Annotated in this window: 21 protein-coding genes and 1 other annotated feature; of the genes, 6 read left to right on the forward strand and 15 right to left on the reverse strand. The window is 32.2% G+C overall.

Going from position 1 to position 24,824, the window contains the following annotated elements:
• Positions 1-37: 37 nt before the first annotated feature.
• The 7 genes from MOO46_RS04485 to MOO46_RS04515 form a co-directional block, all read right to left on the reverse strand.
• Positions 38-1,375 carry an FAD-dependent oxidoreductase gene (locus MOO46_RS04485; protein WP_249510503.1) on the reverse strand — a complete coding sequence of 446 codons (1,338 nt, stop codon included), beginning with the start codon at positions 1,373-1,375 and terminating at the stop codon, positions 38-40.
• A gap of 99 nt (positions 1,376-1,474) precedes the next feature.
• Positions 1,475-2,434 (reverse strand): Abi family protein, encoded by a 960-nt coding sequence (locus tag MOO46_RS04490; protein WP_249510504.1) that lies wholly within the window; start codon positions 2,432-2,434, stop codon positions 1,475-1,477.
• Between the two features lie 232 nt (positions 2,435-2,666).
• Entirely contained in the window at positions 2,667-3,887 is a 1,221-nt protein-coding gene (locus MOO46_RS04495; RefSeq protein WP_249510505.1) for an MFS transporter, read from the reverse strand.
• Positions 3,888-3,998: 111 nt separating this feature from the next.
• Entirely contained in the window at positions 3,999-4,388 is a 390-nt protein-coding gene (locus MOO46_RS04500; protein ID WP_249510506.1) for a hypothetical protein, read from the reverse strand.
• A gap of 15 nt (positions 4,389-4,403) precedes the next feature.
• Positions 4,404-5,627, reverse strand: coding sequence for an MFS transporter (locus tag MOO46_RS04505; RefSeq protein WP_249510507.1), 1,224 nt, complete (start codon positions 5,625-5,627; stop codon positions 4,404-4,406).
• Positions 5,628-5,750: 123 nt separating this feature from the next.
• The gene (locus MOO46_RS04510; protein ID WP_249510508.1) at positions 5,751-7,133 is read right to left on the reverse strand and encodes a hypothetical protein; all 1,383 of its coding nucleotides are present in this window, start codon (positions 7,131-7,133) and stop codon (positions 5,751-5,753) included.
• 112 nt (positions 7,134-7,245) lie between these two features.
• The gene (locus tag MOO46_RS04515) at positions 7,246-7,560 is read right to left on the reverse strand and encodes an SWEET family sugar transporter (protein WP_249510509.1); all 315 of its coding nucleotides are present in this window, start codon (positions 7,558-7,560) and stop codon (positions 7,246-7,248) included.
• Positions 7,561-7,750: 190 nt separating this feature from the next.
• Positions 7,751-7,986, forward strand: a binding site (T-box leader).
• 153 nt (positions 7,987-8,139) lie between these two features.
• Here MOO46_RS04515 and brnQ point away from each other — a divergent pair.
• On the forward strand, positions 8,140-9,522 hold the full coding sequence (brnQ, locus tag MOO46_RS04520) for a branched-chain amino acid transport system II carrier protein (RefSeq protein WP_249510510.1): 1,383 nt from the start codon (positions 8,140-8,142) through the stop codon (positions 9,520-9,522).
• A 45-nt stretch (positions 9,523-9,567) separates the two neighbouring features.
• Here brnQ and MOO46_RS04525 read toward each other — a convergent pair whose 3' ends face one another.
• Together MOO46_RS04525 and MOO46_RS04530 are read right to left on the reverse strand one after the other, a co-directional pair.
• Complete coding sequence (locus MOO46_RS04525) at positions 9,568-10,536, reverse strand: NAD(P)-dependent oxidoreductase (RefSeq protein WP_249510511.1); 969 nt, start codon at positions 10,534-10,536, stop codon at positions 9,568-9,570.
• Between the two features lie 96 nt (positions 10,537-10,632).
• A complete protein-coding gene (locus MOO46_RS04530) occupies positions 10,633-11,196 on the reverse strand; it encodes a hypothetical protein (RefSeq protein ID WP_249510512.1) in 564 nt (187 codons plus the stop codon).
• Positions 11,197-11,342: 146 nt separating this feature from the next.
• On the opposite strand from MOO46_RS04530, the gene MOO46_RS04535 reads away from it, so the two are divergent.
• Both MOO46_RS04535 and MOO46_RS04540 read left to right on the forward strand, forming a co-directional pair.
• Positions 11,343-12,128 (forward strand): tyrosine-protein phosphatase, encoded by a 786-nt coding sequence (locus tag MOO46_RS04535; protein ID WP_249510513.1) that lies wholly within the window; start codon positions 11,343-11,345, stop codon positions 12,126-12,128.
• Positions 12,129-12,149: 21 nt separating this feature from the next.
• Positions 12,150-13,085 carry an alpha/beta hydrolase gene (locus MOO46_RS04540; protein ID WP_249510514.1) on the forward strand — a complete coding sequence of 312 codons (936 nt, stop codon included), beginning with the start codon at positions 12,150-12,152 and terminating at the stop codon, positions 13,083-13,085.
• Between the two features lie 38 nt (positions 13,086-13,123).
• On the opposite strand, the gene purB is transcribed toward MOO46_RS04540, so the two are convergent.
• On the reverse strand, positions 13,124-14,422 hold the full coding sequence (gene purB / locus MOO46_RS04545; RefSeq protein ID WP_249510515.1) for an adenylosuccinate lyase: 1,299 nt from the start codon (positions 14,420-14,422) through the stop codon (positions 13,124-13,126).
• 261 nt (positions 14,423-14,683) lie between these two features.
• Between purB and MOO46_RS04550 the strand changes: the two genes are divergently transcribed.
• The 3 genes from MOO46_RS04550 to MOO46_RS04560 all read left to right on the forward strand — a co-directional run bounded on the left by MOO46_RS04550 (position 14,684) and on the right by MOO46_RS04560 (position 17,341).
• Positions 14,684-15,982, forward strand: a complete 1,299-nt coding sequence (locus MOO46_RS04550; RefSeq protein WP_249510516.1) for an adenylosuccinate synthase — start codon at positions 14,684-14,686, stop codon at positions 15,980-15,982.
• Between the two features lie 17 nt (positions 15,983-15,999).
• On the forward strand, positions 16,000-16,962 hold the full coding sequence (locus MOO46_RS04555; RefSeq protein ID WP_249510517.1) for a GMP reductase: 963 nt from the start codon (positions 16,000-16,002) through the stop codon (positions 16,960-16,962).
• Positions 16,963-17,149: 187 nt separating this feature from the next.
• Complete coding sequence (locus MOO46_RS04560) at positions 17,150-17,341, forward strand: hypothetical protein (protein ID WP_249510518.1); 192 nt, start codon at positions 17,150-17,152, stop codon at positions 17,339-17,341.
• A gap of 57 nt (positions 17,342-17,398) precedes the next feature.
• Here MOO46_RS04560 and MOO46_RS04565 read toward each other — a convergent pair whose 3' ends face one another.
• The 5 genes from MOO46_RS04565 to MOO46_RS04585 are packed head-to-tail and all read right to left on the reverse strand — an operon-like array spanning position 17,399 to position 24,809.
• Positions 17,399-18,334, reverse strand: coding sequence for a dihydroorotate oxidase (locus MOO46_RS04565; RefSeq protein WP_249511702.1), 936 nt, complete (start codon positions 18,332-18,334; stop codon positions 17,399-17,401).
• A 25-nt stretch (positions 18,335-18,359) separates the two neighbouring features.
• Complete coding sequence (gene carB / locus MOO46_RS04570; protein ID WP_249510519.1) at positions 18,360-21,536, reverse strand: carbamoyl-phosphate synthase large subunit; 3,177 nt, start codon at positions 21,534-21,536, stop codon at positions 18,360-18,362.
• A complete protein-coding gene (locus tag MOO46_RS04575; protein ID WP_249510520.1) occupies positions 21,536-22,615 on the reverse strand; it encodes a carbamoyl phosphate synthase small subunit in 1,080 nt (359 codons plus the stop codon). The genes carB and MOO46_RS04575 overlap by 1 nt, the downstream gene beginning before the upstream one ends.
• Positions 22,615-23,883 (reverse strand): dihydroorotase, encoded by a 1,269-nt coding sequence (locus MOO46_RS04580; RefSeq protein ID WP_249510521.1) that lies wholly within the window; start codon positions 23,881-23,883, stop codon positions 22,615-22,617. The genes MOO46_RS04575 and MOO46_RS04580 overlap by 1 nt, the downstream gene beginning before the upstream one ends.
• A complete protein-coding gene (locus tag MOO46_RS04585; RefSeq protein ID WP_249510522.1) occupies positions 23,871-24,809 on the reverse strand; it encodes an aspartate carbamoyltransferase catalytic subunit in 939 nt (312 codons plus the stop codon). Before MOO46_RS04585 ends, MOO46_RS04580 begins: the two co-directional genes overlap by 13 nt.
• Between the last annotated feature and the right edge of the window lie 15 nt (positions 24,810-24,824).

Genomic DNA, 24,824 nt, shown 5'->3' on the forward strand with positions numbered 1-24,824 from the left:
AATTAACAAAAAATGTTAGTTGAATCTTTTTTGTATATTATTTTGCTTCTTTTGCTTGTGCAGCTTGACCTAAAAGATTTAAATAGTTAAATGGACGGTCAAAATTAGGTTGGAATAACATATCCACCATAGCTAAATCATCAATTGTGTTTTTATTTTGAATACACATTGATAAAGTTCCAGCAGATTGTGAAATATCATACTTACTCATTAAAGAACCACCTAAAATACGACGACTATCAGCATCATAAACTAACGACATTAATACTGGTTCAGTTGTTGGCATAAATTCTGGACGGTAATTGTCTTCAAGCAATACTGAATGAGCATTAAACCCTTCCTTTTTAGCCAATTCAGCAGTCATTCCAGTTGAAACAATGGAATATTCATATAATTGTAATCCTGATGAAGATTGAGTTCCCATATACTTAGTAGTAGGTTTTTCAATATTATTTCCAACTAGAATTCCTTGACGAACCGCATTAGTTGCTAATGGAATATAAGCATTTTTGCCAGTTGGATTGTAATGAACCGCGACACTATCACCAGCACCGAAAATATCTGGATTAGATGTTTGCATATATTCATTAGTAATTAACGCACCATTAGGCATCATCTCAACTTTGTCTTTTAGTAATTCTGTATTTGGTTTAAAACCAACACAGAGGATTGCCATATCAGTTTTAATTTCTTTTTGATCAGTAGTAATAGTTAATTCATCTTCGCCAGAGAAACTCTTTACTAATTGTCCTAGTTCCAAATTAACATTGTGTTTTTGATAAGCTGCTTCAATCTTATCAGTGAATGGTTGATCGAAATATTTTGACATTACACGTTCATTGGTGTCAATTAAAGTCGTGTCATGACCATGGTTAGAGAAAGCTTCAGCTAACTCAGCTCCAATGTATCCACTACCGACAATAGTAATGCGTTGATTGGTTTTAGCTTTTTCAAATAATGTTTGTGCATCGTGCCAATTTTTACAGAAATAGACATTTTTATTATCTCTGCCTTCAATTGGTGGCATTACGGGACGAGAACCAGTGGTCATAACTAATTTATCGTAATTATCTTCAAAGATTTCATGACTATTCATATCTTCAACTTTAACTTGTTTGTTTTCAGTATCAATATCCTTAACATCATGCAACATCTTAACATTAGCACCTAAATCAGTTAATTCTTTGGGATTAGAATAAAATAGCCCTTTAGGATCAGCAACTTTACCATCTAGGTATAATGCAATTCCACACGATAGGAATGAAATATTATCATTGCGTTCATAAATTGTAACTTCTGCCTTAGGATGTTCCTTTAAAATTTGTTTAACAGCATAAGTTCCGGCATGTGTACATCCAATTACTATAACTTTCATCAATATTACCCCATAACTAAATTTATTATTAATTACATCTATGCCCATTATTATATAGATTGTGAATATAAACACAAACATTTTGACTTGTGAAAAATATTAAATAAAACATTTATAATTTTGGGGGAAATTCATATCATGAAGTATGGTGTCAAAAGATACAGAATAAAATTTATTTTCATAATCATCAAATAAATTATACAAGTTAGATTTTAATTCATAAAAGCATTCACTATTAAGGACTAATTTTAAAGCTATAACAAGTTCAAAAATACCTCTTTGACTTGATACTTTTAGGTCATTTAAAGACAAATCTTTCTTTATACTTTTAAAAGAAGGCCCCTTAATAAGATGCATATAATATGTAACATCCCCATGAGCAACAGCATTTCTAAAATCATTTACCATATGATTAATAGCATCAATTGAAATACTTTGAATTTTAACACTTTTATTATAGTTAATTTTATACTTCTCAGAAAATTTCTTTGATATATCTATTCTAACTTGTTCCTCAATATTATTATAAAAATAGTTAATATCACCAAAAGTTAAGAAGTTGACTAAAACCCATAAGGGTACCTGCCCATAATGATTTGTATAATGCTTTATAGCATTGTCTTCACTTTTGTTATTATACTTTTTAATAACTTTTTTTAGTTTTTTTATGCTAGAATCTACATTAATTTTTTCATTATAATTAGAAGAATTTAAATACGCACTTTCTTCTGGATGATATTCGCAAAAAGTATAGGATATTTTAGCTCTTAAGTTGGATTCATATTCTAATAAAGCCTTATATAAAATTGATCTAAGTTCTTTATCGAAGTCATATAATTTTCTAATATCATCAAAAGTACTATTTTTTATAAATTGTTCAGGTTTAACAATTTTCCCATTAGTATTTCTACTTAAAAATAACCATTTATATCCATTAACAATAGAATAATAACCAAATTGTTTTAAACTAATTTTAGAATTTTCATTGGTAGATAATCCTCTTTTATTTAGTATATCAATTTGTTCATCAATTGTTTTAAAGGGTTTTTCATTAGTCATAAGTATTCTTCTTAAACATACAAACATACATAAACAAAAAGCCTTAGTACATTTCATACTAAGGCTTAGTTAGTTTGGCACCTACTCCTCGGGCCCTCCAAACTTGATCTACGTATTATTATATAGTGTAATATAACAATTTGTCAAAACACTATATATAGTAAAAAACATATGAATAGGGACTAATTATGATAAAAAATACTATATGAGGTATAAATCGTAATAATTATTTTTATTCAAATTCATGGTTATTTCTTAATTCAGGGACTTTCCATTTAACTAAAATGAAAGTAATTAGTACGACTAGTGCACTAACATAAAAGACAGCGTCATAGTCAAAGATTGATGAAACAACACTCCCTAAAATTGAACCAATACAAATTCCAACCGCTTGCGCACCTTGATTCAAACTAAAGGCCATTCCAGTTGAATTAGCTGGTGTTCCCTTTGCTAATAAAGTCTGAACAGATGGGAATAATGCCGCATTCGAAATTCCCGTTAAGAATCTAAAGAACCCAAAGAACAACACACTTGGGGCAAAACCTTGAGGGAATAAGAATAAAATAGCTAAGATAAAACCAATGGTTAGAACTTTATTAGTTCCATGCTTATCACCAAATCGACCAAATAATGTCGATGCAATTACCATTCCAATTCCAGGCATTGCCGCAACTAAACCAGATACTACTGATACATCACCAGAACCACCCATTAATTCTTTAACATAAAGTGTAATTAAAGGATTAATTGAGTTATTCATAATTTGTAATGAAATCGAGATAATTAAAATCCAGATTACAAAATGCGGATTGGAAAAACTCTTAATAATCTTAAAGAATGATTGCTTTTTCTCTTTTAACTTAGCTGGATCTGGCTTAAAGTATTCTTCAACAAAGAAGAACGTTAATAAAAAGAATGCGAATAATAAGGCTCCGGTTACCATAAAAGAAACTCGAATACTTAATAATTTAACTAAAACTCCACCGAAGATGGGACCAACTAAGAAACCACTAGTATAACCGGTTGATAAAATACTTAATGCATAGCCGGTCTTATGGCGAGGAGTCCCTGTTGCGACTAATGCAATCGAATTCGGAATCACGCCATCAAAAAAGCCTTGTAACGCCTTTAAAATTAATAGTTCCCAAATATTGGTACAAAACGCCATTAAAAAGATTGTAATAGCTGAACCAAAGGAAGTTTGTAAAACTAATCGCTTTCGTCCATGGCGATCAGCAAAACGCCCCCACATCGCAGAAGTAAAAATAACAACCACAAATGGGGCTGCATAAATAATTCCACTCCAAATGGCTAGTTCATTTTTGCTAAAATCACCTAATTGAGCAATATATAATGGCTGAAAAGGAATAATCTCACTAAAGGCAATTCCAGTTAAAAATGTTCCAAATAACAATATCCATAGATTCTTACGCCAATATGAATTATTGTCCAAAAATAATACCTCCTTAAAATATTATGTCTTAATTCTTAAGATACTTGCTATTAAATCTAAAAGCAATAAAAAAGTAACAAAATCTATATTAAGATTTTGTTACTTTTTTATTTAAATTACTTTTCCATCTTTATCTACTGTCACCATTGAATTTTTATCTTGATGATTTTCGAATTTACGATGTAATAATGCAATACATTCATCAATAAAATAACCAGCTGTCATTTCTTGGTGAAAATGATTTTTGGCGCCAGTTCTTATCTGGTCAAAAGATTTTGCATAATCATTTACAAATTCTATTAGATAATCATCATATGAAATTAAATTATTAATGTTTTCATCATCAAGCCTGGCTACATACAATTCCTGATGTTTACCTTGGGTTTCATGAATCATTCGTTTTAAATCTTCAATATCATATTCAATTGCTTTTTTATTTAAATCTTTTTTAGATAAGTTACTATCTGATAATTCGTTAATATGTTGATTATGTTTACGCATTCAAATCCCCTCTTATTAAAAAGAATCTTTTCTTATTGATGGAACCTGCCATAGCAATAAAATTAGGTTCACTAATAATAATAACGCGGTGAATATGAACACGCCACTATAATCAAAAATATTTGAGATAAATCCACCCATCATCGAACCAACAACCGCTCCAATCGCTTGAGCTGCTTGATTTAAACTAAATACCATCCCGGTGGAACCAGCTGGCGTTTTTTTAGCTAAGACCGTCTGGATAACTGGATAAATCGCCGCATTTGATAAACCAACCAAGAACCTTAAAATTCCTAAAACAATGACACTAGTAAAGAATCCCTGTGGGAAATAAAAAATGATTGAGAAAATAAAACCATAAATCAAAATTTTGTTCGAACCAATTCGATCTCCTAAACGACCCCAGAATGGTGAAGAAATAAACATCGCGATTCCAGGTAAAGATGAAATAATCCCAGCCACTACTGTAACGGGGCCATGATTATTCATTAATTCTTTAACAAATAAACTAATTACGGGATAAATCGAATAAAGTCCAGCTTGTACAATAATAGTAGAAACTAATAGCCATGCCGTTAGCTTTGGATTGGGAAATTCTTTTAAAAAGTGAATATCGAACAATGAAGGTTGCTTTTTTATTTTGCTAGGATCAGGTTTAAAGGTTTCTTTAACCATAAATAAACTAAGTAAGAATGATAAAAATAATAGTCCACCAGTTATGAAAAAAGTAACTCGGATTGAAAAAATACCAGCTAAAAAGCCCCCTAAAATAGGACCTAATAAGTTACCGCCAACATAACCAGTGGTAATAATTCCTAAAGCGTACCCCTCTTTTTTCTTAGGCGTTTCTGCAGCTACCAATGCCGTTGCATTAGGAATAACGCCGGCAAAAAAGCCTTGTGCTGCTCTAAGCGCTACTAATTGCCAAGCATTGGTAACCAATCCCATCAAAGTAATTGCTACTGCAGAACCAATGGTAGTTTGTAACAACAGTCTTTTACGACCATGCCGATCAGCAAAGCGTCCCCACATTGGTGCGGTAACTGCAACTACAATAAAAGTTGCAGCATAAACTAAACCACTAACCATGGATAACATCCCATGGGAGAACTTACCTAATTCACTAACATAAAGCGACAAGAATGGAATTACTTCACTAAAACCCGTTCCCGCAATAAATGTTGCGAACCATAAAACAAATAAATTTCTTCGCCAAATCGGCTGACCTGAATCACTCATAGAGTGAAAAAACCTCTTTTCTCAAATAAATATATGTATTTAATTTAATAACTGCATAATTATATCATAATACATCTATCCAAATAAGAGATAAATAAAAAAGATTGATAACATTATAAGTTATCAATCTTTTACATCTTTCACACTATCCATATCAACATTGTCATAAACACCATGAAACAGTTTTCGGTTTTCATTTCCTAATAAGTGATTAATGTCAAAGTCCTTTAAACGAACCCTTTTGCCGATTGAATCAATATACACTATTTTTTGCGCAATATTATTCACGCCTTGATTAGGATTTACATTAATAGTGTCACGAGGTATATCCTTATATCCTTCAACCGAACTCATTAAATCAAAACTTCGCAGATCATAATTGATGACTTGACTTTGTCCCATAAAGACAACATTTGAAGCCATTAATAAACCGGTTAAAGCTAAATATAAGTAATTTAAAATTTTAAAACCACGTTTTTGCCATGATTTTGCTAACATCTGACTAATAATTACAGCAATAAAGAAAATAAAAATTAAATAAATTGGGTAAGCATATCTAGCCAAGTAAATTGGTCTCATCATTATAGATACTAGTAAACCAGTTAATGCAGTAAGCATGAAATCAATCATCACAAAAGAAAACAATAAATTAAATCTTTTGTTCATTTCTCGATAACTCCAAATAATTGGATAAATACATAAGAGCATCATCAAAATTGCAAACCAATTATCATAGATCGTTAATGTATGAATATCAGTAAATAAATTAACTAAATCATCTAAGACGCTTTCTGCATCCATCGATGGGATCCAATAATTATTAGCAACATTCTGAACTTGAAAATATGCGACAATCCCCCAAGGAAAAAACATACCTAAGAAAAGTACAATTGAATATACCAAAGATTGAGTATTATATTTTTGAATAACAAATTTAACAAAATAAAGTAATAATAAAAATCCAGCAGAAACTGCCGCAAAGTAATGAGTATATGAAGCTAGTGAAGCAAATAATACCGCTAAAATAATGTGCCCCGGTTTATGCGAATTATCATAATGTTGCAGTTGATTTAATAACAACGCTAACAGTAGTCCCGCCAATGCGTACATTCTAATTTGGGTTGCATATCTCATTACGCTAGGTGCTAAAAAGACACCTGCCCATTGAAGGGCATTCCCACCCGTCACACCAAAAGCTCGTACCGTTCGGCCTAAGGTAATAAAGGCTAAAATAGTTACTATGTATGAAAATAACCTAGCAAAAATAACTTTTATAAATAATGAGCTCGTCCAAAAAGTTGTAATACTTAAGTATGCTTTTAATAAAATATAATAAAACGGTGGATGTACATCCATTGAATCTAAATGAATAATATCTAGATAGTTATGTTTAACTAACGCCATCGTAAAACTTTCATCACGCCATAAGGTAGGATGCATAAATATAATTACGTAAATAATTGATATAAAAAATAACAACATCGTAATTTTACCCTTTTTAGACATTTAAAATCCTCCCAATACATTATTAATATGTATTATAACAATATTTTACCAATTTTTAGATAGCTAAAATAAAAAAGGCAGACACAAGTCTGCCAAAAACATGTATTATATTTTAGTGAATAAAAACTGTTGCCAATGTAATAAAGCCAAAAATAACTCCCGGAACATTGGAAATAACTAATGGCCAATCACGATAAGTTTTAAACCAACCATATAATGTCCACAAGGTGGCATTAATCGTTGCCACAAATGGTTGAATAGGACTGACCGGATCACCAGAAAAGTTTTGAATAATTTCTGGAATATATGCAATATACATTAATGAAGAAGTGAAAATAGCAACCTTACTCATTAATTTTAAATTTTTAATCCGCTTGTCAGTAACATCTTTACGTTTATCTTTTGGTACATAATTATCAATTTTCATAAATTCTTTCTCCTTTTGGCCAAGAGCCGAAACTTGATCAAATGTATAATTAACTTTTTTATCGTTAAATTTATATTTATATTATACCATGACATATCATGTTATTTTAAATAAAAACTATCGTTATATATTTTTTCACTTATTAGATTGACAATTTAAATCTTTAGCATTATGATATTCTATAAATAAATTAATTGCGACGAGAAAGTTGAGTAACAAGGATGTCTTTTCAAGCGAGCTTCGTTAGGTGAAAGGAAGCATTAGACTAATTGTGAAAATCCCTTTCGAGCAATGTACTTAAACGAGTGGATTAAAGTACATGGGGTACACCCCTTATAGTGTCAGCGTATGATTGTACGTGGAAAGGTAGGCTTTTATTTAGTCTACAAATGTAAGGTGGTACCGTGTCACTATGACGCCCTTAGTCCAGTAATGGATTAAGGGCGTTTTTTGTTTACTCAGTTAATACATAATTAAAAAAGGAGATGATGGTTTTGGATAGTCCGATTCAGATTATTATACAAGTAGCGATTCAATTCATAAAAAACATATTTTTCAATATATCGGAGGATTTTATTCATGGAAGATTTAAACAAAAAACCATTATCTTTAAAACAATACTTAGTTGTTAGTTCACTATTATTTGCACTATTCTTTGGTGCTGGAAATTTAATTTTTCCACTTCACTTAGGACAATTAGCTGGTTCTAACTGGTGGTTAGCAATGCTTGGCTTTTTCTGTACAGCCGTAGTATTACCACTACTTTCAGTTTTAGCAATTAGTGTTACTCATTCAAAAGGTGTCTATGATATTGGAAAACCACTAGGTGGTGCATTTGCATTAGTCTTTATGGTATTAATCCATGCAACCATCGGACCTTTATTTGGGACTCCACGAACTGCGACAGTGCCTTTTAGTGTGGGAGTTCAACCCTTACTGCCTGAAAAATACAGTCATTTAGGCTTATTAATTTTCTCATTCTTATTCTTCTTAGCTGCATTTTTACTTTCATATAAAGAATCTAGCATTATGAAAAGCATCGGTAAATTATTAAATCCTGTGTTTTTATTATTATTATTCTCAATCTTCCTACTAGGCTTCCTTCATCCAATGGGTAGTGCTGCAAATCAAGTTGCTACTTCTGCCTATCAAAATGGATCATTTTTCAATGGGTTCCTACAAGGATATAACACAATGGATGCTTTAGCTGGATTAGCCTTTGGAGTCACCGTCGTGACTGCTGTTAATCAACTTGGTAAAACCAACCCATTAAGCAATGCTAAAGTAACAGCTAAAGCCGGATTGTTAGCTGAAGGTTTAGTTGCAGTTATCTATGTAGTCTTAGTATGGTTAGGTGCAACCACTTTAAATCAATTTAAAGGATCAGCTGATGGTGGAACTGCATTTAATCAATTAATGGGCTACTATATGGGCAATGTTGGTCATGCTTTATTAGCTACTTTATTAACATTAACTTGTTTAACCACTGCAATGGGCTTAGTTGCTGCATTTGCACAAGACTTTCATAAACATTTTTCATTTTTAAGTTACCGTCAATGGTTAGGATTAATGTGTTTAGCATCATTCATGACTGCTAACTTTGGTTTGGATACAATTATCCAATGGTCAACACCAATGTTGATGTTCTTATACCCATTTGCAATGGTATTAATCTTATTATCAGTGTTCTCACCACTATTTAAGCGTGACTCCGTTGTTTATTTATTCGTAGTATTATTCACGACCGTACCAGCATTAATGGATATGGTATCATCATTTCCACCGGTAGTTTCACAAAGTGCTTTTGGAACAGCAGTTACAAACTTCCAACAAAGTTACCTTCCATTAGCATCAATTGGTATGGACTGGGTTGTTCCAGCAATGGTTGGTTTATTAGTCGGTTTAACTGTTCATTTCGTTAAAAGTAATAAACAAAGCAGTCGTCAAACAGTTGAAGATTAATGAATAATAAAAAATAAGTCGCTACTATTAGCGGCTTATTTTTGTTTAATAACCTTCATCAAGGTTAACTAAATTTTTACTTGGTTTACCATCATTATTAAATGATTGCATATTTTCATCTAGAATGGCTAAAGATTCATCCATATATTCAGCATGAATTCCTGAAATATGAGGAGTAATTAAAACATTGTCCATCTTCCATAGTGGACTATCTTCAGGTAATGGTTCTGGATCAGTAACATCTAGTGCAGCAGATCCTAATTGATGATTATTTAAAGCATCAATCAAATCTTGAGTAACTGTACTTGGTCCACGACCAATACTGATAAACATTGGTTGTTTATTTAATAAATTGAAAAATTTATCATTATAATAGTGATAAGTACTATCACTTAATGGTAAAGCATTAATAATAATATCAGCATCCAAAACTTTGGTTTCATTAGTAACATTATCCATACTTACAGTTTCAGCAAAATTCTTTGCTGGATGACCGCTATGGTTCACACCAACTGTTTTGGCACCAAATGCATCTAATAATTCAGCAATTCTGCCACCAATATGACCAGTGCCAAATACCACCGCATGTTTGCCATTAATCATTTTAAGCATACTAGTTGGTTTATACCAATTTCTCTTTCGTGCTGATTCATTGATTGCACGATAACTACCTAAAATCATCCCAATTACTGATTCAGCAATTGGTTCCGCATGAATTCCACTAACTGTTGTTAAGGCAATCTTTTTATCCTTTAATTGATCTAATGGATAATAATCGACACCTGCTGATAGAGCTTGAATCCATTTTAATTGTGATTGGTCACTACTTAATATTTCATCTAATAGTTGTTTATTATATCCAACAAAAATATCAATTCTGTTTAAAATATCTGATGATAGTGACTCATCTTCATAATAAATATTATCATTATCGAAATTACCATTTTCTGCAAAATTCTCTTTAATCTTATTAATATCAAAGCTATTGCTTGGTGCAGCAACTAAAATATTCATTTTATCACCTTCCTTATATAAGATATAAGAATTTTTTCATAAGTACAATAATTTAGCTTAGCAAAAAAGCCACCCCTTTTAAGGATGACTTCTTTGCTATTGGTTGTCTTCTGATTGTTTAATTTTAAAATTAGGCTTTTTAACATAATCTTTTACATTGTGACCTAATTCAAAATGGAGTCTATTTGGATACACGTTAACCTTATATTCATAGTATTCGTGTTCACTAACTGGTCTATTGTTGCTATCAGTACGTAAATATTCTACACCGCGAATTTTATACTTATTATTACCCAAATAACTATAGCGAATATTTATCAATCCTTTGGCATATTCAGGAGTAAAAGTATCATCAGCGTTATTTTCAAAATAATTACCAGCACTTTGGTTTTCATTATAAGTTATATAAGCATTATATCTAGGATTAGAATCATTGTGATACCAAGTCCCACGAATTCCCTTTGGAGTACCGTTATACCATTTATTAATAACTGGCTTAAAAGTATGTTTTGGCTGTTTTTTATTTTGTTTTTTCTTGACTACTTTATGTACTTTTTTATTATGACCTTCATTATTAGCAGATACAGAAACATTACTAGCTAAACCTAAACATACTAATGAAGCTGTCATGATTAATACAGATGATAATTTCTTTTTCATATATATTCACTCCTTATAGTTAAATAATCTCATATATATAAGGTAACACAAATTATTAATCTTATAAAATGTGTATATACTTTCAATCATTAATATTTTCTTTTACAATGAAGTATAAATAATCAACATTAATAATGAGGGATAAAATGGAAAATAAAAGACTTTTAGATGTTAAAAATGGCTATAACTTCAGAGACCTAGGCGGATATCGTACCAAAGATGGTCGAAAAATTAAATGGAATAAATTAGTTCGCTCAGGAGAACTATCTGATTTATCAAAAGATGATATAACCTATTTAGCTAAATATGGCGTTAAGTATGATGTTGATTTACGTTCAGATTTAGAACGTAAAAATGCTAGTGATAAGCTAATTCCTGATGTTGACTTCATTCCTAACCCTGTATTCAATACTGGTCATGATAAAACAGATAAAGAATATGCTAAGCAATACAGTATTAACCCTACCTTAGGTGAAGATAATATGATTTTATCCTATCAAAGTATGGTGACCGAAGATAGCGCCAAAAATGCATTTAGAAATTTATTCGATACCCTACTTAAGAATGATTCAGATAATAGTTCAGTTCTTTTTCATTGTGCACAAGGTAAGGATCGAACTGGTTTGTCAGCTGCCTTTGTTTTATTTGCGTTAGGGGTTGATGAAGAAACTATCAAAAAAGATTACTTAATGTCAAAAGAACAAATGAAACCATATGTCCAATTAAAGATTAATCAATACTCAAATTATGGTATGAATAACATTTTGAAAAAAAATCTAGAAAACTTATACAGTGTCGATGAAAAATATTTTGATGCAGCAATGGACACAATTAAAAAAGAATATGGTAATATGAATAACTTTTTACACGAATTCATTGAGTTAACTGATGATGAAATTAACAAGTTAAGAACAATTTATTTAGATAAATAATAAAAGTTAGGAGGGATTGTTATGAGCATAAAAAAAGTAGCAACTACTTTTGGAATTGTTTCAGCATCTGTAGGAATTGGTGTATTTACATTTAGTGAATATCTTTTTAAATTAGGTATGAGTCGGAAAGATGCCGAACCAGTCCCTCAAACTAAACAGTTGAAATTTGCATATCAATATTATCGCTATGTAGATTGGTTTCGTGCCATTCCTAAAGATGAATGGATTTTGCATGAACAAGAGACTGGTGAAAAAATGGTTGCTTCATATGTACCAGCCGCTACCAAAACTAATAAAACGGTTGTAATGGCACATGGTGTTGGGTGCAATCGAGAAACCATGGCCAACTTCATCAAACTATATCATGAATTAGGATTTAATGTTTTAGCTCCAGATGATCGAGCACATGGTGATAGCGATGGAAAATATGTTAGTTATGGTTGGACTGATCGAATTGATTATAAACGTTGGATTAACATGGTCATTTACAAGGTTGGTTTAGACTCAGAAATATTGCTATTTGGTATTAGTATGGGAGCCGGCATTGTAACAATGTTAAGTGGTGAAGAATTACCGGATCAAGTTAACGGTATTATTGCCGATTGTGGTTACTCAAACGTTGGTGATGAATTTAATTACTTACTAAAAGAAAGATTTCACTTGCCAGCATACCCTTTTGAACCGCTAGTTAGTGCAATTAATTGGCATCGCGTTGGTTATCGCTTACACAATGCTTCTTGTACGAATGCACTGAAGAAAAATAATTTACCTATTTTATTTATTCATGGTGGTAGTGATATTTATGTTCCATCATATATGTCATGCATCAACTATAATGCATCAAAAGGTCCTAAGCAGTTATGGATTGTTCCTAAGGCAGACCATGAAGAAAGTTTCTGGATTAACCCAGTTGCTTATAAACAAAAAGTTAAAGAATTTATACACACTTATGTATAGAAAAAAGCTTAGAATTAAAAATTCTAAGCTTTTTATTTTTATTTTAATAAGCCAATTCTTTTAAAAATATCATCCACATGACGAATATGATAATGGTAATCAAAAGCATCTTCAATTTTATCTTTAGACAAATGATTTTTAATTTCTTCATTATTTTCAACTAACGGTTTGAACTGCTTATCTTGATCCCATGAAATGGCAGTTAGCGGTTGCACTAAGTCATACGCTGATTCCCTTGACATCCCTGCATCAATCAATTTAAGCATTACACGTTGTGAATAAATTAAACCATTAGTAATATTAAGATTTTTCTTCATTCTTTCTGGAAATACATCTAAATCAGCCACAATCTTGTTAAAACGATGCAACATATAATCTAGTAAGATAGTAGTGTCTGGTAAAATAATTCGTTCCGCTGATGAATGTGAAATATCCCTTTCATGCCATAAAGGAATATCTTCATATGCTGTCGTAACATGTCCACGAACGACACGAGCTAGTCCACAAATATTTTCAGAACCAATTGGATTTCTTTTATGTGGCATTGCAGATGAACCTTTTTGTCCCTTAGCAAAATGTTCTTCCACTTCGTGAATCTCAGAGCGTTGTAAACTTCTAATTTCAGTTGCAAATTCTTCTAAACTAGTTGCAATTAACCCTAAACAAGCAATGTAATCAGCATGTAAATCACGAGGTAAAATCTGACTAGTAATTTCTTGAGGACGTAAGCCTAATTTTTCGCATACATATTTTTCTACAAATGGATCAACGTTAGCGAAAGTCCCAACAGCTCCAGAAATTTTACCAGCTTCAACCTCTTTTGAAGCAAGTTCAAAACGTTTAATATTCCTTTTCATTTCTGAATACCAACGCGCTACTTTTAATCCAAAAGTAGTTGGCTCAGCCTGAACACCATGAGTACGTCCCATCATAACAGTATCTTTATATGTTAAAGCTTTTTTAGCGATTGTTTTAGTTAATTCTTCAAGATCTTTTTTTAAAATTTGATTGGCTTGTTTCAAGCGATATCCTTGAGCAGTATCAACAACATCAGTACTTGTCATCCCAAAGTGAATCCACTTTTTCTCATCACCAAGTGATTTTGAAACATCACGAGTAAATGCAACAACGTCATGATGAGTAATTTTTTCAATTTTAGCAATTTCATGTTCATCAAATGTAGCATTCTTACTAATTTTTTCCACATCTGATTCAGGTATTTCACCTAGCTTAGCCCATGCTTCATCAACCGCGATTTCAACTTCTAGCCATGATGCATATTGATTATGTTTTGACCATACTGTACCCATTTCTTCTCTTGTGTAACGATCAATCATCAATGCCAACTCCTCATTTATATCATTAATATAACAATATTTTAGCACACACCATTCGTTTTTTCATTTAAATAATCAAACAAAAATTTTTAAAAATACTTTTTTTGGCTAAAACACGAATAATTTCAATAATAATATACAATATAGTTCTTGATTTATTTTTATAAACTGTTAAAATATTTTCTTGGAGTGATAATTAATCATTCTAGTTAAATTATAAACTATAAAACTAACAATACTTATAAATTTGGGGTGGACTTTATGTCATCAATCGTGATTGTCGGTAGTCAATGGGGAGACGAAGGAAAGGGAAAAATAACAGACTTTTTGAGTCAGGAAGCTAATATGATTGTCAGATATTCTGGCGGTGATAATGCTGGTCATACCATTGTTATTGATGGTAAAAAGTTTCATTGTCGTTTAATTCCATCTGGAATCTTCTATTCTGACAAACTAAGTGTGATTGGGAATGGCGTAGTTGTTAATCCAAAAACGTTACTTCAAGAGATGCGTTATTTAAAAGAAAATGGCATTAGTTATGAAGGCCTAAGAATATCTTCAAGAGCTCAAGTAATTATGCCTTATCATATTTTATTTGATAAATTACAAGAACAATCTAAAAAGGTTAAACTAGGAACTACCCATAAGGGAATTGGTCCTGCCTACATGGATAAATTAGAACGAATTGGAATTAGAATTGCAGATTTAATCGATAAAGATACTTTCGCTAAAAAGTTGCATCAAGCATTAGATATTAAAAATAATATTTTAGATAAGATGTACGATCTGGAACCGTTTAATTTTGATGATATTTTTAAGGAATATTATGAAATGGGCCAACAAATTAAAAAATATGTTTGTGATACTTCATTATTAATTAACGAATATTTAGATCAAAACAAAAAAGTATTATTCGAAGGTGCCCAAGGATCAATGTTAGATATTGATCAAGGAACTTATCCATTTGTTACATCATCTAATCCCATTGCAGGAAATGCATCCGTTGGAACTGGAATCGGCCCAAATCGAATTGATTCAGTGGTTGGTGTCTGTAAAGCCTATACTTCACGAGTTGGTGAAGGACCATTTCCTACCGAATTATTCGATGAAAAAGGTGACCATATTAGAGATGTAGCCCATGAATATGGGGTTGTAACCAAGCGCCCTAGAAGAATTGGTTGGTTAGATACTGTTGTCCTTAAACATGCTGCTCGTATTTCTGGATTTACACATCTTTCATTAAATTGTTTAGACGTCCTATCTGGTTTTAAGACAGTTCCAGTATGTACCGCTTATAAATATGAAGGTAAAATTTTAAATTATTATCCTGCTAATTTAGATGTCTTAGATAAATGTGAGCCAGTATATGAAAATATGCCTGGTTGGGATGAAGATATAACTAAGTGCAAAACCGTTGATGAACTACCTGAAAATGCAAAGCATTATCTAAAACGAGTTGCTGATCTTATTGGCGTTAGTCTATGTACTTTTGCTGTAGGACCTGATCGTGAATCTACAAATATCTTAAAAAATGTTTGGCAAGAAAATGATGTTAAATAAAGTGAGGTAAATATATTATGCAAACTTTTGATTATAATAACGTTCAACTATTACCAGAAAAATGTATTATTAAAAGTCGTTCTGAAGCAGATCCTTCAATTAAATTTGGCCCTCATACCTTTAAATTACCAGTCGTACCAGCAAACATGGAAACTGTTATCGATGAAAATTTAGCTACTTGGTTGGCTAGTAATGATTACTTTTACGTTATGCACCGTTTTTATCCGGAAGAACGTTTAGATTTTGTAAAAAATATGCATCAGAAACAATTATTTGCATCAATTAGTGTGGGAATAAAGGATGCTGAATATAAATTCGTTGATGAATTAAAAGAAGCTAATGAAAACCCTGAATACATCACAATTGATGTAGCTCATGGTCATTCAGATTTCGTCATTAAAATGATTCATTATATTAAAGAAAATTTACCTAAAACTTTCCTAATTGTTGGTAACTTAGGTACTCCCGATGCAGTACGTGAAATTGAACGTGCTGGTGCCGATGCAACTAAAATTGGCATTGGTCCTGGTAAAGCATGTATTACTAAATATAAAACTGGTTTTGGTACTGGTGGTTGGCAATTATCAGCCCTTAAATGGTGCTCAAAAGTTGCTACTAAACCAATGATTGCTGATGGTGGAATTAGAACCAATGGTGATTTGGCTAAATCCATTAAATTTGGTGCTTCAATGATTATGGTCGGTTCTATGTTTGCTGGACATTTAGAATCACCTGGTGAAATCGTTGAAAAAGATGGTAAAAAATTTAAGCAATATTGGGGCTCAGCATCCGCTAAGCAAAAAGGCGCTCGTCATAATGTTGAAGGTCGTCAATTACTAATTCCTTACCGTGGAAAAGTATCTGACACTTTAACTGAAATGAAAGAAGATTTACAATCAGCTATCTCATATGCTGGTGGTAAAGATTTAATGGCATTAAGAAAAGTAAATTATATGCTAGTTGATAGTATCGATGAATAATCACAAAAAGCTCTTACATTAAATATCGTAAGAGCTTTTTTACATAAGGTATTTATATTTTTATAAAAGATTAGACATTTTATTTAAAAATAACGAATCTAATTATTAGTAAGTATAAATTCAATATGATATACTCGTTTAGGTTTGCTTAAAATTATATTTAAATTTGATTAGAAGGAATGTTTCAATGATGAGTAATAATTTAAGAGTAAAAAAAGATTTATCGATTCCCAGAGATATTTATGAAGAACTGGAAATAGTAAAACACATAAATTGCGTGAAATATGATCATTCTGCAATTAAGATTTTAATAGATTTTTACCGAGATAATGCAAGTACTGGTGAAAAAAGTGTTTTTGACTCTTTTAAAAATGCATAAGCAATTAAAATATAGTCCACAAAAGACTTAAGATACCTTTTGTGGACTATATTTAGTTTAATCTTCAATTGTTTTTAACTTACCTCTAAAATCATCTAATGAATGATAACCTTTAGAATTCATAATTTCCTTTAACTCACTAGTGATTCTTTCAAAAGCACCTAATCCTTCTTCGTAAACTTGCGTCCCAATCGAGACCATATTGGCACCACAAAGAATATGTGCAAAAGCATCACGACCAGTAGTAACTCCACCAGTTCCAATAATATCAATTGAAGAATTCAAACGTTGGCGAAGCGCTCTAACATTCGCTAAAGCAGTTGGTAAGGCCATTGCTCCCCCAATACCACCAAAGCCCCCTTTAGGTTTCAAAACTACTTTTTCACTTTCAATATCAACCCACATACCGTTACCAATTGAGTTAATGGTATTAACATGGCTTAAGGGGTATTGATTTAAGATACTAGCAATTTTATCAAAATGAACTAAATCAAAATATGGTGGTAACTTAATTCCTAATGGCTTTTTAAAAAATTTAAAGATTTCATTTAGCATTATATCTGATCCTTGAAAATCATACGCCATTTGTGGTTTTCCAATTACATTAGGACAAGATAAGTTTAATTCCGTTAAGCCTTGATAATCAGAATCTTGAATCTGATGTAACAATTCTAAATCTTCTTCTTTTGACATACCTGCTACCGATAAAATAATTGGTTTCTTTTGTTCAGTTCTAGTTACATAGTCTAAGTAAAAATCAAAACCTTCATTTGGTAACCCCATTGAATTAATTGATCCGGATGGCAATGAATGGTAACGGGGTAACGGATTACCAAAGCGATGATTGGAAGTTGCACTTTTAGTAACCATCCCCCCAGAATATGAATTATTCATTAAATCGTCTAACTCTTCTTTAGTTTGACAATGAATTCCTGAAGCATTTAAAAATAAATTTTCAAATTTAACATTTTGAATTTTGGATGATAAATCAATCTTCATAAGAATTAACTCCCCCTATTTATAATGCAGTTACATCAAATGATTGGGCTTCTAAAACATTTATCAATGAAGCTACCGTATCTAATGCTGTAAATAAAGGAACTGAGCTTTCAATTGCTGCTCCTCTAATTTTAGCTTCATCATCAAAAGTTGTATTTGAATTATCAATAGTATTAACCACTAATTGAACATGATGTCTATATAATTCAGTAACTGGGTTAATACTATCTTCGTTCGCAACTTTGCCAACATGTTTAGTATCAAGATTATTTTCTTCAAAGTATTTTTCGGTATTTTCAGTCGCTTCAATTTGGAAACCTAAATGGCGAAAACGTTTAGCTAAGCCTAAAGCTTCGGGTTTATCTTCATCACAGACAGTAAATAAAACGGCCCCAGTATTTGGAACTTGAATCCCTGATGCAATAAAAGCTTTATATAAAGCTTTAGAAAATGTTTCATCTGATCCCATCGCTTCACCCGTCGATTTCATTTCAGGCCCTAAAGTATTATCAACCATTGGTAATTTAGAAAAGCTAAAGACTGGGGCTTTAACGCTGATACGTTTTGATTTTTCAACCAATCCGGTGTAATATCCCAGATCCGACAGTTTTTCTTTTAGCATAACTTTAGTTGCTAATTGTGTCATTGGTACGTTAGTAACTTTGGACATAAAAGGTACCGTCCGAGATGCCCTTGGATTAACTTCAATTACATAAGCTTTTTCATCTTTAATGACAAATTGTACATTCATTAATCCCTTTGTATTTAGCGCTTGGGCTAATTTAATTGCATCATCTTCAATTTGTTTTTGAACACTTATATTCATTTGTTGGGGTGGGCAAACCCCCATCGAATCCCCCGAGTGAATTCCAGCTCTTTCTACATGTTCCAAAATACCAGGGATAACTACGGTTTCACCATCAGAAATTACATCAACTTCAGCTTCTGAGCCTAATAGATATGAATCAATTAAAACTGGATGATCATTAGAAGCCTTAACAGCATTGTGCATATAATTTTTAAGTTCATCATCGTTATTAACAATTTCCATTGCTTTTCCGCCTAATACATAAGATGGACGAATCATAACTGGATAACCAATTGTTCCCGTAATTTTTAAAGCTTCTTCAGTGTTAGTAGCGGTATCACCTTGCGGCTGAGGTAATTTTAGCTGTTTAATAATTGCATCAAATTGATGCCGATCTTCAGCCCGATTAATATCTTCTACTGTTGTTCCTAAAACATTCACACCTCTAGTGTGCAAATCTTCCGCTAAATTAATTGCTGTTTGACCACCAAATTGAACAATAACCCCTTCCGGTTTTTCCAAATCCACTACATTTAACACATCTTCTAATGTTAATGGTTCAAAGTAAAGCTTATCTGATATTGAAAAGTCAGTCGAAACTGTTTCTGGATTGGAATTCATAATAATTGCTTCATAACCCATTCTTTGAATTGTTTGAACACCATGAACAGTTGCGTAATCAAATTCCACCCCCTGACCAATTCTGATTGGTCCCGATCCTAAAACTAAAACTGAAGGCTTATTTGTTTTAACTGATTCATTTTCTTTTTCGTAAGTGGAATAGTAATAAGGAGTATGCGATTCAAATTCTCCAGCAGAGGTATCAACCATTTTATAAACTGGAATAATATTATTTTTCTTTCTAGTTATTCTAATTTCATCTGGATTTTGATGCCATATTTTAGCAATAGTTTCATCGTTAAATCCATATTGTTTAGCTTGTTCTAAAATTTCAATCGATTGATCATGTTTCAATTGTTCTTCTATTTCAATAATATGTTTGACTTTATCTAGAAAGAAAACATTAATCTTAGTTTTATCTGATAAATCTTCAATTGTTACTCCACGACGAATTAACTCAGCAATTTCAAAAATTCGATTATCAGTCGCTGGCATTAAATTATTTATTAAATCTTTAGTTTCTATATTTTGATAATCTTCACGATCAAAGTAATTTTTACCAATTTCTAGTGAGCGAATCGCTTTTAAAATCGACTCTTCAAAGGTTCGACCAATTGCCATAACTTCACCAGTGGCTTTCATTTGTGTTCCTAAGTGGTTATCAGCACTAACGAATTTGTCAAAAGGCCAACGTGGAATCTTAGTAACTACATAGTCTAATGCTGGTTCAAATTGAGCTAAAGTGGTTTGAGTAATTGGATTTTTTATTTCATCTAAGTTTAAGCCAACTGCAATTTTTGCTGCTAATTTAGCGATTGGATAACCAGTGGCTTTAGATGCTAATGCAGAAGATCGCGAAACTCGTGGGTTAACTTCAATAATGTAATATTGCATACTATCTTCACTTAATGCCATTTGAACGTTACAGCCACCTTCAATATGCAAACTACGAATTATTTTTAAGGCAGCATCCCGCATCATTTCATATTCACGATCGGATAATGTTTGTACTGGTGATGTAACGATAGAGTCACCAGTATGAATTCCAACTGGATCAATATTTTCCATTGAACAAACAATCATGGCATTGTCTTTATGATCACGCATAACTTCCATTTCAATTTCTTTATAACCCATGATGGATTTTTCTACCAAAACTTGGCTAATTGGTGACAATCGCAACCCATTATGCATAATCTCTTTAAACTCTTCCATATTATAAGCAAAGCCACCACCGGTTCCGCCTAAAGTATAAGCTGGACGAATCACCAGTGGAAAACCAATTTGGTTAGCAAAGTTTACTGCTTCTTCTATACTATTAACAGTTTTTGATTCAGGAACCGGTTCGCCAATTTGGACCATTAATTCTTTGAAACGTTCACGATCTTCGGCCTCTTCAATCGCATCTAATTTGGTTCCTAATAGCTCGACATTAAATTCATTTAAAATACCTGAATCAGCTAATTCTTTAGCCATATTTAGTCCAGTTTGCCCACCTAATGTTGGTAAAATGGCATCTGGTAATTCTTGACGAATAATTTTGCTAACGAAATCCACCGTAATGGGTTCAATAAATACCTTATCGGCAATTTCTGTATCAGTCATAATGGTTGCAGGATTAGAGTTAATTAAAATAACTTCATATCCTTCTTCTTTTAATGATAAACATGCTTGTGAACCAGAATAATCAAATTCAGCAGCTTGTCCAATAATGATTGGACCTGAACCAATCACTAAGATTTTTTTAATATCTGTACGCTTTGGCATTATTTATTACCCGCTTTCTTAACATTTTTCATAGCATCAATAAATTCATCAAATACATATTCGGCATCGTGTGGACCAGGTGAAGCATCTGGATGATATTGAACTGAAAAGGCAGCATGATTTTTTAACTTTAGTCCTTCGACAGTTCCATCATTAATTTCACGTTGGGTTACTTCTAAATTAGTATTTTGTAGTGATGATTCGTCAACTGCATAGCCATGATTTTGTGAAGTAAAATTAGTTCTTAATTGGTTTTTATCCTGAACCGCATGGTTAAATCCACGATGACCAAATTTCATTTTGTAGGTTTTTGCTCCATTAGCAAGGGCAAATAATTGATGTCCCATACAAATTCCTAAAACTGGTAATTGTTCTTCCAACTGCTTAATTGTTGGTAAAGCATAAGCCACATCTTCTGGGTTACCGGGGCCATTCGATAGTAGTAGACCATCAGGTCCACTCTTCATAATTTCTTCAGCGCTAGTTTCGGAAGGAAAAACCATCACGTTAACATTACGCTTAGCTAAAGCTCTTAAAATAGAATCTTTTAAACCAAAGTCCATCATTGCAACTCTAAGTCCACTATTAGGAGCTTGATAAATACTTTCAGTTGAAGCTTTTTTAGCAGATGTGCTTTTTAAAGGACTAGCAAAAGCAGTTTTAATGGTTTGTTCATCTAGACTTTCAACAATAACAGCTTCCATTGAACCTTCATTTCTTAACTCTTTAGTTAAGGCTCGAGTATCAACACCCGAAATTCCTGGTAAATCTTCAACTTCGGCGTAATTTTTTAGTGTCATTTTGCTACGCCAATTGCCAACTAATCTGGCAACTTCTTTAACAATAATTGCATCAATGGTGGGATGTAAGCTTTCCATATCGTCACGATTAATTCCGTAATTACCAATTAATGGATATGTAAAAACTAACATTTGACCATCATAACTAGCGTCAGTCATACTTTCTTGATACCCAGTCATTCCAGTTGAAAAAACTAACTCACCATGAACTATTTTATTCGAACCAAAAGCATAGCCTTTATAAATAGAACCGTTTTTCAAAACTAAATATCTTTTCATTAATTTTTACTCCTATCTTTATAAACTAGCTTTCCATCAACAAATGTTGCCATCGTTTTTCCATAGACCTTTTGGCCAATGAATGGTGAATTCTTACCTTTGGATAAAAAGTCATTAGAATTGATTTTATATGAATCGTTTAAGTTCATGATTGTTAGATCAGCAGGCATGCCCACTTTAATTTCACCTGCATTAATATTAAATTGTTTAGCTGGATTCAAACTCATCCAATTGATCAAAGTGTCCATATCAACCAACCCACTTTTTACGAAATGAGTATAAATTAAACTAAACGCAGTTTCTAACCCAACTATTCCAAACGAAGCATCTAACATTGAACCAGTCTTTTCACTTTCACTATGTGGAGCATGGTCGGTAGCAATCATATCAATAGTGCCATCTAACAAGCCGCCAATTAATGCTTTTCGATCCGTAGGGGTTCTAAGTGGTGGATTCATTTTCATCATTGGATTGTCCATTTCAATCATTTCATCGTCTAATAATAAATGGTGTGGTGAAACTTCAGCTGTTACATTAACGCCTTCTTTTTTAGCAATTCTTATAAGTTCAACTGATGCTTTTGTTGAAATATGGGCAACATGGTAATGAACACCAGTTGCCTTAGCTAACACTAAATCACGAGCTAATTGACTGGATTCGGATAATGGGCTCATTCCTGATAAGCCTAACTTATTAGCAGCGGAACCTGCATTCATAACTCCACCTTTAATAAGACTTTCATCTTCAACATGCGCTGAAATCGGTTTATTAGATCTTTTAGCATCTAACATTGCTTGATACATAGTTTCACTGTCTTGAACGCCATGACCATCGTTAGTAAATCCAATTGCACCTAAATTGGCCATCTTTTCAATTTCAGTCGTTTTATAAGCAATTAAATTACTGGAAATTGCAGCAAATTGGTAAGTATGAACTAAACTTTTATCGTCATTATTTTCAATTTGTTTCTTTAGGATTTCAGGACTATCTACAACCGGTTGTACATTTGGCATCGCGAAGACGCTAGTAAACCCTCCATGAGCAGCTGCCATGGTTCCAGTTTCAGTTGTTTCTTTATAAGTAAGACCTGGATCTCTAAAATGCACATGTACATCGACTAACCCTGGCAAAACTTCATTATTTTGACCGTCAAAAATTTCTACATTATCTTCTATAATTTCTGGAGCGATTTTGGTAATAACACCATCTTTAACTAAAATGTCTACTTTTCGTTTGTTTAAAATTACATTCTTAATTAACTTTTGCATTTATATTCCTCCAACAAACCTTGATTTTTTAAAATAGTTGCTAAAATCGCCATTCGAGCAAATACACCATTTTGCATTTGCCTAAAGATTCTTGAATGCGGTGATTCAACTAAACTTGAAGCAATTTCAACATCACGATTAACTGGTGCAGGATGCATTATAATTGCATCTTTTTTCATTTCGGCTGCTCTTGATTCAGTTAATCCATAATGTTTAAAGTAATTATTTGGCGTGAATGATGATACTAGTTCTTGATTAAGACGTTCTAGTTGCACTCTTAACATCATGACAACATCTAATTTTTCAATAATTTCATCAAAATTTACATATTCACCAAAATTGTTAAAATCCTTTGGATACCATTCTTTCGGACCAGAAAAGTAAATTTGAGCACCTAAATGTTTTAATATTTCCGCATCAGATCTTGCAACTCTAGAATGTGATAAGTCACCAATAATACCAATTTTTAGTCCAGAAAATTTTTTAAATTCATCGTCAATGGTTACTAGGTCTAATAGGCTTTGCGAAGGATGCTGACCACTACCATCACCCGCATTAATTAATGAGAGCTTAATATTAGGATCTGCTAGTAATTCTTTATACCAACCAGTGGCCTTATGGCGAATTATTAAACAATTCATCCCAATTGCTTGAAGAGTTTTAACCGTATCTGATAAAGATTCACCTTTTTGCATTGAGCTAGTTTGTGGATTAATATCAAAGCTTTGTAATCCTAACTTACGTTGTGCCATTTCAAAAGATGTATGTGTTCTGGTGCTATTCTCGAAAAATAAATTAGCTGAGTAAATGGGCTGATTTAATTTAACTTGCTTACCATTTCTAAACTCGTGAGCTAGCAAAATTAAATTTTTAATTTCATCATTCGATAGTGAATTAATATTTAAAAAATTATTTTTAATAGTCATTATAAGTCCTCCCAG

It is taken from the genome of Apilactobacillus apisilvae (assembly GCF_023380225.1).
In the GTDB taxonomy this organism is placed as follows: Bacteria; Bacillota; Bacilli; order Lactobacillales; family Lactobacillaceae; genus Apilactobacillus; species Apilactobacillus apisilvae.